Source organism: Bradyrhizobium sp. SHOUNA76, from assembly GCF_023006445.1.
In the GTDB taxonomy this organism is placed as follows: Bacteria; Pseudomonadota; Alphaproteobacteria; order Rhizobiales; family Xanthobacteraceae; genus Bradyrhizobium.
In genome coordinates this window covers 1-11,997 of the sequence record NZ_JALBHA010000154.1, presented here as the reverse complement: position 1 = coordinate 11,997, position 11,997 = coordinate 1, and the positions used below count along the sequence as shown (strand labels likewise).

The following is an 11,997-nucleotide window of genomic DNA, read 5'->3' as shown; positions in this document are numbered from 1 at the left end:
CAGTGCTGGCCGGGCAGGGCCGAGGCCAGGGGCAGCGCCGCGTCGTGGTAAAGGCTCGGATCGTGCGGATCAAGTCAGGCGACCTAGGGGCCGTGCGAGCTCACCTCCGCTACGTCCAGCGCGACGGCGTCACGCGCGAGGGCGAGCCGGGGGAGCTTTACGATGCCAGCAGTGACTGCGCCGATGGCAAGAGCTTTACGGAACGCAGCGCCGGCGACCGCCACCAATTCCGGTTTATCGTGGCGCCAGAGGACAGCGCTGAGCTGGCGGACCTGAAACCCTTCGTCCGCGACCTCATGCGGCAGATGGAGCAGGATCTAGGCACCAAGCTCGACTGGGTTGCCGCCGATCATTTCAACACCGGCCATCCCCATACCCACATCGTGCTGCGCGGCCAGGATGACCAAGGAAATGACCTCGTCATCGCACGCGACTATATCGCTCACGGCTTTCGGTCACGGGCTGCGGAACTCATCACGCGAGAGCTCGGCCCTGAAACGGAGATCGAGGTTGCGCGCAAGCTTCAGCAGGAGATCACGGCCGAGCGGCTCACGCGGCTTGACCGCAGTATCCTGCGAGATGCGCCGGACGGTGTTCTCGAACTAGGCGCGTTGTCTGGACGGGAGCCTGCCTGGCAAACAGCGCGGATCGGACGGCTGCGAACCTTGGAACGCATGGGCTTGGCCGAGGAGAGCAAGCCCGGCCGGTGGCAGATCAACCCGGAGCTAGAGCCCAGGCTCAGACGCATGGGCGAACGCGGCGACATCATCAAGACCCTGCACCGCGAGATGGCCGCGGCAGGAGTTACGCGGGCGGTCGGCAACTACGCGATCTTCGATCCGGAACGAAGCGATCGTCGCCTGGTCGGGCGGGTCATTGGCGAGGGCTTTGCCGATGAGCTGACGGAGCGCCGCTATGTCGTGATCGATGGGGTGGACGGGCGGATGCACTATGCGGAGCTTGGTATCCTTCGTGCTAACGACGAACCGCCTGTCCGGAACATGATCCTGGAGCTCCGGTCGCGCGTCGCCGAGCCGCGCGCGATCGATCGCACGATTGCAGAGATCGCCGCCCGCCATGGCGGCATCTACAGCGACCGCTTGCATCGGGAATTCGATCCGCAAGCATCCGGCGAATTTGTCGGATCCCACGTACGTCGCCTGGAGGCGATGCGGCGGGAAGGAATGGTCAGCCGGCTCGCCGATGGCAGCTGGAGCGTAGGACGGGATTATCTGGACCGGGCGCTTGAATACGAGAAACTCCAGCAAACGCGCAATCCGGTGCGGGCCGCGGTGCTGTCATGGCAACGGCTCGAGGATCTGCCGCAGGCGCTGGGCGCCACCTGGCTCGACCGCAAGCTTGTTAGGAAGGAGCCCGATGGGCTCGCATCGACCGGCTTTGGGGCGGAGGTGGAGACGGCGCTTCGAACAAGACGGCAATGGCTGATCGAGCAGGGGCTGGCGCGAGAGGAAGGCGGCCAGATGCGTTTTGCCCAGAACATGCTCGAGACGCTCGAGGCGCGGGAGCTCGCGAGGACTGCGGCCGAGATATCCGCGCGCACCGGCCTTGAACATGTCGACGTCAAGGCCGGTGACAAGATCGAGGGCGTCTACCGGCGCATGCTGACGCTGAACAGCGGGCGGTTCGCGCTGATCGAGCGATCCCATGAGTTCGCGCTGGTGCCGTGGCGGCCGGTGCTGGAGCGAGCGCGCGGGCAATTGGTCACCGGTCAGGCCGGCGGGGAGGGTATATCGTGGTCGATCGGCATCAAGCGTGGGATCGGACGATGACGGGGGACTTACTTTCGCTTGGGGGCTCGTCTCGCAAAACTCTCGGCGTCGGAGGTTTTGACCAGGACGGCACCGGGCTCGTCCACCGGAGCGGAGAGGTATTTGGCGCGCGCGATCTCCTCGATCTTCGATCTATTCTTGAGGAACGCTTCCACCCGACCCTCTTGTCCGAGACCATCGGCGCCGAAATGGTCGTCGAGCGCTTCGCGGCTGACTGCGCAATTGACCGCGCCGCCGAGCGCCTGGCCCTGGAACGTCACGACGTCGCGGCTGAAATCATAGCGAGCGGGGGGATTGTCGAAGGAAAGTTCGATGCCCGGAATGATCGAGCGAGGTGTGCCAATAGTCTTGAGCACTGCGTCCCGAAGGGTGGCCGAGAGCAAGGCAAGCCCCTCGAGCATCAACTGGCGCCATTTGGGGCCGCGGCCATGCGCTTCCTCCCAGGCCGATTTCAGCTCATGGGGGCGCTTTTCAACCAGAGCCGCGAACAAGGCCTCGGACTGCTGCAGGTCCTTGTCGCGTTTCGCAAACCCCTCCGGGCGCCTGCGGGAGACGATGAGCTTGTGGACGGCATAGCGCGCCGGGGCCGGCACGTGCACGTAGATGCCCGCGCCATGCAGGATGACCGCGGGCTCGGGATCGCGGATCAGGAAATCCAGGAAGCGCAGCGGCTGGGCATCCGTGTTCAGGGCGGGCAGCTTTTGAGGGCGGCCGGTCTCCTTGCCCTCGTGCGGCGTGAGAAAGTCGACGCGCAAGCCGCCTTTGGCGGCATAGCTGGTCACGCGCCGGCCATCAGATACGTGAGGGACGGCGCGAAAGGATTTGTCCACTTCCTTCAGCACGTCCAGAACAGGGGGCGTCGAGTCCTCGACAGCCACCGAAACGTTCTTGAACTGGGCAATGTCGACGTCGCCGGTCTGCAGCGAGCCGGAGGAGAGGCGAACGCCGAGCATGGCGCCATAGGCCTGGTAGGCGATCGTTCCAACGAGCACGCCGCGGAGCCGAAACACGCCGGCCTTGGCGAGTGCCGCGATCACATCGCCGATCTCGGGAAGGGGGCGAGGAAAACTGAACGAGCGGACAAGGGTAGACACGAGCGCGCGGCGCTCGCGTTCGTCCTCGCGAACCTCCTTGTGGTGGGCGATGCGCTCCAGGAGTTCGGGCGTCTCCGGGCCGACATAGCGCTGGGACCGCTCAATGCCGGTACCGGTCTGAAAGTACCAATATTTGCGGCCATTGATGCTCTTGGCCGTGAACGAGCCGTCGTCAGCGAAGGCCTCCTGGAAAGCCGCGTTGGCGGTACGCTCCAGCAGCTCGGCATAGGTCGTCTGGGCAATCAGGGAAGGGGCGGGCATGGTCGGTTCCGCATTTATACTCAGTTCGCGGATTGAGTATAACAGGCGCGGAACCCGGCGTCCAGCCGGCTTATACTCACTCTGCAAAATGAGTATAACGAGAATTAACCCTGAGTTTGAAGCCGAGTCGGCGCGTCCGGCCCATCAATTGGCCGTTTGGCTGGTTCCGTCGCTGACCTGCGTCCCGCAGCCTCCTGGGCGCGTCAAGGATCATCCAGTTTGAGCCGATAGCTCACCTTCTGTTGAAGCGCTGGATCATCCTCGCTGAGACTGGATGCAGATCTTTCTCGCCGTCGTGCGCCTGACGAACGTTGCTCCCGCTTCCCGGATGCGATTTTTATTTCGATTGAACGCAAAGCGCATCCGCCCCTTTCATCGCGCCGCTCACGTCGCGTGAGCAAGTGGGGCGAGCCGGATGTTTCCAGCAAAAATCTATGTCGGCCAGATCGCCGTCGTGCTCGGCATCGTCGTGGTCTCGACCTGGGGCGCAACGCAATGGACCGCTGCGGCTCTCGGCTATCAGCAGCGCCTTGGCGAACCCTGGCTTCTGATCGTCGGCTACCCCGTCTATCTGCCTTGGCGATTGTTCGAATGGTGGTTTGCCTTTGAAGCCTATGCGCCCGAGATCTTCGAGGAGGGCGGAGCCATCGCCGCCGGCGGCGGCCTCGCGGGCGCGCTCTTTGCGATCGTCAATTCGGTGTGGCGCGCGCGCCAGAGCCAGTTGGTGACCACCTATGGTTCGGCACGATGGGCCACGCCAAAGGAGATCAAGGCGGCTGGCCTGTTCGCGTCCAAGGGCGTTTTCCTGGGGCGCCTCGAGAACAACTATCTGCGCCACGACGGACCGGAACACGTCATGTGTTTTGCGCCGACCCGGTCGGGCAAGGGCGTTGGACTGGTGTTGCCTACATTGCTTTCGTGGACGTCATCTGCGGTGGTGCACGACATCAAGGGCGAAAACTGGGAGTTGACCTCCGGCTGGCGCTCGACGTTCTCGCATTGCCTCCTGTTCAATCCCACGGACTCGCGGAGCGCCCGCTACAATCCGCTGCTCGAAGTGCGTAAAGGGGCGGCCGAAGTCCGCGACGTCCAGAACATCGCCGACATCCTGGTCGACCCCGAAGGGGCGCTCGAACGCCGAACCCATTGGGAAAAGACCAGTCATTCGCTGCTGGTCGGCGTCATTCTCCACGTTCTCTATGCGGAGGAGAGAAAGACGCTCACTCGGGTCACCGAGATCCTGGCTGATCCGGCGCAGTCCTTTGAAAAGACGCTTCGGATCATGCTGGCGACCAATCATCTCGGCACCGAGGCGGAGCCGAAGGTGCATCCCGTCGTCGCCGCGACCGCGCGAGAGCTGCTCAACAAGTCTGAAAACGAACGCTCAGGCGTTCTGTCGACCGCCGTGAGCTTTCTCGGGCTCTACCGCGATCCCGTCGTCAGCCGAAACACCGAACATTGTGATTGGCGCATCGCCGACCTCGTCAGCGCCGACAAGCCAGTCACGCTCTATCTCGTCGTTCCGCCGTCGGACATCAGCCGCACCAAGCCGCTGATCAGGCTGATCCTCAACCAGATCGGTCGCCGGCTGACCGAGACGCTGAATACCAAGGCAGGAGACCGTACGCACCGCCAGCTCCTGATGATGCTCGATGAGTTTCCTGCCCTTGGGCGGCTCGACTTCTTCGAAAGCGCGCTCGCGTTCATGGCCGGCTATGGCATTCGCGCTTATCTGATCGCACAGTCGCTCAACCAGATCGCAAAGGCGTATGGCGAGAACAATGCGATCCTGGACAATTGCCATGTCCGCATTGCCTTTGCTGCCAATGACGAGCGCACCGCCAAGCGGATCTCGGACGCGCTCGGCACCGCGACCGAACTGCGGGCGCAGCGCAACTATGCCGGCCATCGGCTGGCTCCCTGGCTTGGCCATGTCATGGTCAGCCGTCAGGAGACCGCGCGTCCTTTGCTGACGCCGGGCGAAGTGATGCAGCTTCCGCCCAACCAGGCCATCGTGCTGGTGTCGGGGCTTGCACCGGTCCGGGCGATCAAGCTGCGGCACTATGAGGACGCAAACTTCGTCAGTCGTCTGCGCAAGGCACCGTCCTTGGCAGGCAACGAATATGCCGACCGGCCGCCGGTCCGCCTTGATGATTGGCACGGCGAAGTGCGCACCACCGACCTTCGCCTTGCGACCCTGCCATATCGCGAGCTCATGCAGGCGGGCGGCGAGGAGGGCGGCCTCAAGCAGCAATTGCCGTTGTTCGACGAGGCGGCGCCCGCGACGAACGAGCCTCGCGCCTTCGAGGAGCGATTGCTCGACGACGAGTCCGACGTCGCCGCCGACCGCAACCAGATGCAGAAGGCCGCAAGCGCCTCAAGCGCCGTACGCCGCGCCCATGCCGTCACCCGCGACGACGACGATCTTCTCCCCTCATTCTGAAGAGCCCCCCGATGAAACCGAAACTGTCGGCCTATGTCAGCGATAGCGTTGCGCAACGGCTTGAGCTCGCAGCCAAACGTCCCGGAGCCAACAAGTCAGCCATTGTCGAGGCTGCGCTTGATCGCTTCCTCAACCCTGAGCGGGACACGAGCGGCGATGCGGCGCTGATCCGAAGGCTGGACCGGATGAGCCGGCAACTGGAACGGGCCGACCGTGACGTGAGCGTCCTGGCGGAGACCATTGCGCTCTTCATCCGCTACTACCTGACCATCACCCCGCCATTGCCTTCCCAAGACCAGGACGCAGCGCGTGCTCTGGGACGCGAGCGATTCGAGATGTTTGTCGCCCAGGTCGGCAAACGCGTCGCCTCCGGCGGCCGCCTTGTCGCCGACGTCATGGACCGCGTCAGCGCCTCGAAGCCGGATCTGTTCACGCGGAACCTCGAGGAGGGCGCTCCTCTGGGCGCTGCCCAATCCAGCGATATCGGATCCCGCGCGCAGGAAGCGGCGGGCAAGCCGCCGGAGCATTCTCCGGCAGGGCGAGAGGAGGTCGGCAATGTCTGATCTCCTCTCGCCAGAAACTCGCGAACGGCGCCGCGGCATGCTGCGGACCGCGATGGGACCTGCAATCGCGCTCGCCCTGGAAGAACCTGATGTCGTCGAGGTCATGGTCAATCCCGATGGAAGGCTTTGGCTTGACCGGCATGGGACGGGCCGCGCTGATACCGGTGTCGTTCTGACGCCGCAGGAGTCCGAGCGGATCATCCGTCTAGTCGCCAGCCATGTGCGGGCGGAAGCGAGCGGTTCCTCTCCCATCGTCTCGGCTGAACTGCCCGAAACCGGCGAGCGCTTTGAAGGTGTCTTGCCGCCAGTTTCGCTTGCGCCGTGCTTTGCGATCCGCAAGCCCGCAACGACGACGTTCCGTCTGTCCGACTATGTCAAGGCGCAGATTGCTTCGCCATTGATGGCAAAAGTGCTGACCGCTGCGGTCACCGAGGCGCGCAGCATCCTGATCGCCGGCGGCACCGGCTCGGGCAAGACGACGCTTGCCAATGCGCTTCTTGCCGAGATCGCCGGCCTCGAAGAGCGGGTGGTGATCATCGAGGATACCCGTGAGCTGCGCTGCGATGCCAAGGATGCCGTGACGCTCCGGACCAAGCCAGGAGTGGCGAGCCTTGCCGATCTTGTTCGTTCCACGCTGCGCTTGCGGCCAGACCGCATCATCGTTGGTGAGGTCCGAGGCGCCGAAGCCCTCGATATGCTCAAGGCCTGGAATACAGGCCACCCCGGCGGGATAGCCACGGTCCATGCCAACTCGGCACGCGCTGCACTCTACCGGATCGAGCAGCTCATCCAGGAAGCGGTCGCAACAGTCCCGCGCCGGCTGATAGCCGAGGCAATCGACCTGATCGTCTTCATCAAAGGGCGGGGCCCGGCACGGCGCGTTGAGGCCGTCGCCGAGCTCAAAGGCCTCGATCCGTCAGGCGACTACCTGCTCGAGACCCCGCCCGGACTCCCAAACACCTCCCATCGCCCCTGACCTGAAGGAGACTGCAATATGTCAATACGACTGCGCCTAAACGTGCATTCGCGCCTGCGTGGCTTCTGCTCGATCCGCGGGCTTCCCTTGATGGAGCTCGGCGCGGCCTCGGCCTGCATGCTCCTCAGCGTCTCGGCGGCGCGCGCCGCGGGTTCTGGCATGCCGTGGGAAGCCCCGCTCGAACGCGTCCTGGAATCCGTGCAGGGACCCGTCGCCAAGATCGTCGCTGTCATCATCATCACTGTGACCGGCATCTCGCTGGCCTTTGGCGACACCTCAGGCGGGTTTCGCAAGATGGTCCAGGTCGTGTTCGGCCTCTCGATCGCTTTCGCCGCGAGCTCCTTCTTCCTGTCGTTCTTCTCGTTCGGTGGCGGAGCACTGATCTGATGCGCGCTGAAGGTTTTGAACTCGTGCTTCACCGCTCATTGACCGAGCCCATCCTGATCGGCGGCGCGCCGCGTGCCGCCGCCATCCTCATCGGGACACTCTCCGCCGTGCTGGCGCTCGGCCTGCGGCTCTGGCTGGCTGGCCTCGTGCTCTGGGTCATCGGCCACAGCGCGGCCGTTTGGCTCGCCAAACGCGACCCGGCCTTTGTCGAGGTCGCCATCCGTCACACCAAGCACAAAGGGCGGCTCGCATGCTGAACCTGAGAGAATTCCGCGGCGATGCCTATCGGCTGGCGGATTGGTTGCCATGGGCTTGCCTGGTCGCTCCAGGCGTCATCCTCAATAAGGATGGCAGTTTTCAGCGGACGATACGCTACCGCGGGCCGGACCTCGACAGTGCCACCGAGGCCGAACTGATGAGCGTCACTTCACGCGTCAACAACGTCTTGAAGCGTTTCGGGTCGGGCTGGGCTCTCTTCTTTGATGCCACGCGCATTCCAACTGGCGAATATCCGCGGTCGGAATTCCCCGATGCGGTGTCCTGGCTGGTGGATGAAGAGCGGCGGGCCGCGTTCTCCGGCGCCGCTGGGGTGGCGTGGGAGGATCCGTCGCGCCCCGGTGGGCAGCATTTCGAGAGCGTGCTGCATCTGACCTTGATGTACCTGCCGCCTGCCGAAACGGTCTCGCGCCTCGAAGGCCTATTTCTCGAGCGCCCCAAGGAGAGGCATAGCACTGGCGGGAAGGGGAAGCGCGTTCGTCGCGGCCAATCGGTCGAGCGCCCTCCGCAAGGCGACATCCAGGACGGCGAGATTGACGAGCAGCAGAGATTTGACAGCAACGAGAAAGGCTATCGCGATCATCTTCAGAGGTTCGTCCAGGAAACCGACCGGGCGATCGATCTGCTCTCGTCAGTCTTGCCCGAGATCTGGCCCCTCAACGATAAGGAGACGCTCACCTATCTTCATAGCTGCGTCTCGACCAAGCGTCACCCGGTCAGCGTTCCCAAGATACCAGCCTATCTCGATTGCTTCTTGAGCGATGAGCCGTTGACCGGTGGATTGTCCCCGGCGATCGGGCGGAGCCATCTGCGCGTACTGACTGTCCTTGGCTTTCCGCATGTCACGTTTCCTGGCCTGCTTGATGAACTGAACCGGCTTGGCGTTGCCTACCGCTGGGCCACGCGGTTTATTCCACTCGATCGAACCCAGGCCAACGCGACGCTGTCGCGCTACCGGCGGCAATGGTTTGCCAAGCGGAAGTCGCTTGCTGCGATCCTCAAAGAAGTCATGTTCAACGAGCAGGCCGCGCTGCTCGACACCGACGCGAGCAACAAGGCGCTCGACGCCGACGCGGCGCTCTCCGAACTTGGCGACGATCTGGTCGCCTTCGGCTACATCACCACGACCGTCACGGTAAGCGACGACGACTCGCATCAAGCGGACGAGAGGATCCGCGCGGTCGAGCGAGTGATCAATAGCCGTGGTTTCACCGCGATCCGCGAGAGCGTCAATGCGGTTGAGGCCTGGCTCGGAGGCCTGCCGGGCCAAGCCTATGCCAATATCCGCCAGCCGATCGTTCACACCCTGAACCTCGCCCATATGTGCCCATTGTCGGCGGTATGGGCTGGACCCGAGCGCTGCGAGCACCTTGATGGACCGCCGCTTCTGATTGCCAAGACCAAGGGCGCGACACCGTTCCGGTTGTCGCTCCACGCCGGCGACGTCGGGCACACTATCATTGTAGGTCCCACGGGCGCCGGCAAGTCGGTCCTGCTGTCGATGCTGGCGCTTCAATTCCGGCGCTATCCGAACGCGCAGCTGATCACGTTTGACAAGGGCCGGTCGGCACGGGCCACCACGCTGGCGCTGTCGGGGGCGTGGTACGAGCTAGGTGCCAAGGGTGGCATCGCCTTTCAGCCGCTCAAGGATGTCGCTGAGGAGGGCGCTCGGCTCTGGGCGCTCGACTGGCTCTGCGACGTGCTCGCCCATGAGCGCGTGACCTTGACGCCCGAGGTCAAGGAGACGCTCTGGTCGGCGCTGCGGAGCCTCGGGTCTGCGCCCGTCTCACAGCGGACAATGACCGGACTCGTCGCGCTGCTTGCCCGCGACGCGCTGCGGCAGGCATTGCAGCCCTACACGCTCGAAGGACCTTACGGGCGCTTCCTGGATGCGGATGCAGACCGCCTTTCCGGGGCGGACGTGCTCACCTTCGAGATGGAAGAGCTGATGGCGTTGCCCGGCCTGGTGGCGCCCGTCCTGACCTATCTTTTCCACACCCTTGAAGACCGCTTCGACGGCCGGCCCACGCTTCTTGTGCTGGATGAGGCCTGGGTGTTTCTGGACGACCCGCTGTTCGCGAGCCGCATTCGCGAATGGCTGAAGACGCTGCGCAAGAAGAACGTCTCGGTTATTTTTGCGACCCAGTCGCTTGCCGATATCGCCGACAGCCAGATTGCGCCCGCGATCATCGAGTCCTGTCCAAGCCGCATATTCCTGCCGAACCCGCGTGCGCTGGAGCCGACCCAGACAGAGACCTATCGCCGGTTTGGCTTGAACGAGACTCAAATCAGCCTGATCGCGGAAGCGTTTCCCAAGCGCGACTATTATCTGCAGTCCCGCGCCGGCAATCGCCTGTTCGAACTCGGCCTCGGACCGGTGGCGCTCGCCCTGGTCGCGGCATCCTCGCCCGAGGACCAGCGAGCGATCGACGCCGTCCTGGCCCGCTCCGGTCCCCATCACTTTGCCAAGCGCTATCTCGCCGAGCGAGACATGCACTGGGCAGCCAATCTCATCAGCACCTTCGAACAAGCCCACGAGGCCTGACCTCAACCTCAATCACCGGAGTCTTCCATGCTCGAACGTTTCGGCCGCGCGCTTACGGGTACAACCTCAAGAATTGTCATCGCGACGCTACTATCTTTCGTCATTGCCGTGAACGGGTCGCGACGGCTCGGAGCGTTCGATATCGTCTTTGATCCGACGAACTACAGTCAAAATCTACTGACTGCCGCACGTGCTCTTGATCAGATCAACAATCAGATCAGGAGCCTGGAAAACCAGGCGCAGTCGCTGCTCAATCAGTCCAAGCATCTCGCGAGCTTGCCCACGAGTGTGGTCGGTCAGCTCACTTCGACCATCACTCAGATGAATGGCTTGATTGCTCAGGCTAAAAACCTCTCATTCGACGTTCAGAAGACCCAGCAGGATTTTGAGCGCCTGTATCCTCGCCAATATGCGGCGGCCACCTCGTCCGACAAGATGGTTCTGGACGCGACGTCGCGCTGGGATAACAGCTACGACGGACTGAAGCAGTCGCTTGCCATCCAATCGGCGATCGTCAGCTCTCTAGACCAGGATGGCCAGACGCTTCGAACGCTGATGGCGAATTCGTCCGCTGCAGTGGGTTCCCTGCAAGCTCAACAATCCGGCAATGAGCTGCTCGGCCTCCAGATCAAGCAGTCGTTGCAGACCCAGGCTCTCCTGGCAACCCAGGCGCGCGCGGACACGTTGCGGGCGGCTGAACAGCAAGCGTCGTCTGCCGCTGCGAAGGAGCGCTTTAACCGCTTCATCGGCGATGGCCATGCCTACGCCGGTGGAAAGTAGGTGAGGGCGCCATGGCTGATCTCTCCGTCATTGACCGCTTCACCGAGACATTCTCGCGCTACATCGATTCCGGCTTCGGGCTCCTGTCGGGCGATGTCTCATTCCTGAGCTCCTCGTTGATCGGCATCGACCTGACGCTTGCCGGACTTGCCTGGAGCATGCGCGCCGACGACCACATCATGGTCACGCTCGCCAAGAAGGTGCTCTATGTCGGCGCGTTCGCGTTCATCATCGGCAACTTCAAGAGCTTTGCCGATATCGTCTTTGCGTCCTTCTCCAGTATCGGTCTGAAGGCGGCCGGCGGGAGCTTGAGCGCCGCGGACCTGGCGCGGCCAGGCTTTGTCGCTTCCGCCGGGTTTACGGCCGCTCATCCTCTTCTGGAGGAGACCGGGCAATTCTCGGGCTTTGATGTCCTGACAAACCTGCCGACGATCCTGATCCTGCTGTTCTGCTGGATCCTGATCGTGCTCGCTTTCTTCGTCCTCTCGGTGCAGCTCTTCGTCACGCTGATCGAGTTCAAACTGACGACGCTCGCAAGCTTCATTCTCGTGCCGTTCGCGCTGTGGGGAAAGACCGCGTTCCTTGCGGAAAAGACCCTCGGCAACGTGGTCGCCTCAGGGGTCAAGGTGATGGTTCTTGCGATCATTATCGGCATCGGCTCGACCATCTTCGGTCAGCTCGCGAGCACGTTGACGCGCCCGGTCGACATTGTGTCGGCCATGAGCCTGTTGCTGGCGGCGCTCTCGCTGTTTGGCCTTGGCATCTTCGGCCCAGGAATCGCGGCCGGATTGGTCTCTGGCGCGCCCCAGCTTGGCGCCGGTGCAGCTGCCGGAACGGTGGCGGGCGCGGCTGCTGTCGTGATTGGCGGCGGAGCGGCCGCCG

10 protein-coding genes are annotated in these 11,997 nt (G+C 63.4%); 9 read left to right on the top strand and 1 reads right to left on the bottom strand.

Going from position 1 to position 11,997, the window contains the following annotated elements; all coding sequences use genetic code 11:
• A partial coding sequence (rlxS, locus tag MOV74_RS17795; RefSeq protein WP_246925012.1) for a relaxase/mobilization nuclease RlxS occupies positions 1–1,790 on the top strand: 1,790 nt, incomplete at its 5' end.
• Positions 1,791–1,798: 8 nt separating this feature from the next.
• On the opposite strand, the gene MOV74_RS17790 is transcribed toward rlxS, so the two are convergent.
• Complete coding sequence (locus MOV74_RS17790; RefSeq protein WP_246925010.1) at positions 1,799–3,232, bottom strand: GSU2403 family nucleotidyltransferase fold protein; 1,434 nt, start codon at positions 3,230–3,232, stop codon at positions 1,799–1,801.
• A 328-nt stretch (positions 3,233–3,560) separates the two neighbouring features.
• On the opposite strand from MOV74_RS17790, the gene MOV74_RS17785 reads away from it, so the two are divergent.
• From MOV74_RS17785 to trbL, 8 genes are all read left to right on the top strand, one after another.
• Positions 3,561–5,588, top strand: coding sequence for a conjugal transfer protein TraG (locus tag MOV74_RS17785; RefSeq protein WP_246925007.1), 2,028 nt, complete (start codon positions 3,561–3,563; stop codon positions 5,586–5,588).
• An 11-nt stretch (positions 5,589–5,599) separates the two neighbouring features.
• Positions 5,600–6,151, top strand: a complete 552-nt coding sequence (locus MOV74_RS17780; RefSeq protein ID WP_246925004.1) for a CopG family transcriptional regulator — start codon at positions 5,600–5,602, stop codon at positions 6,149–6,151.
• Positions 6,144–7,127: a P-type conjugative transfer ATPase TrbB gene (trbB, locus tag MOV74_RS17775; protein WP_246925001.1), complete on the top strand. Its 984-nt coding sequence runs from the start codon at positions 6,144–6,146 to the stop codon at positions 7,125–7,127. The genes MOV74_RS17780 and trbB overlap by 8 nt, the downstream gene beginning before the upstream one ends.
• Before the next feature lie 90 nt (positions 7,128–7,217).
• Positions 7,218–7,514, top strand: a complete 297-nt coding sequence (locus MOV74_RS17770; RefSeq protein ID WP_246925016.1) for a TrbC/VirB2 family protein — start codon at positions 7,218–7,220, stop codon at positions 7,512–7,514.
• Positions 7,514–7,771 carry a VirB3 family type IV secretion system protein gene (locus MOV74_RS17765; protein ID WP_246924998.1) on the top strand — a complete coding sequence of 86 codons (258 nt, stop codon included), beginning with the start codon at positions 7,514–7,516 and terminating at the stop codon, positions 7,769–7,771. The genes MOV74_RS17770 and MOV74_RS17765 overlap by 1 nt, the downstream gene beginning before the upstream one ends.
• Positions 7,765–10,335 carry a conjugal transfer protein TrbE gene (trbE, locus tag MOV74_RS17760; RefSeq protein ID WP_246924995.1) on the top strand — a complete coding sequence of 857 codons (2,571 nt, stop codon included), beginning with the start codon at positions 7,765–7,767 and terminating at the stop codon, positions 10,333–10,335. Before MOV74_RS17765 ends, trbE begins: the two co-directional genes overlap by 7 nt.
• A 27-nt stretch (positions 10,336–10,362) precedes the next feature.
• Entirely contained in the window at positions 10,363–11,115 is a 753-nt protein-coding gene (trbJ, locus tag MOV74_RS17755; protein WP_246924992.1) for a P-type conjugative transfer protein TrbJ, read from the top strand.
• 11 nt (positions 11,116–11,126) lie between these two features.
• Positions 11,127–11,997, top strand: an 871-nt coding sequence (gene trbL / locus MOV74_RS17750) for a P-type conjugative transfer protein TrbL (RefSeq protein WP_246924989.1), incomplete at its 3' end; no start/stop codon positions are given.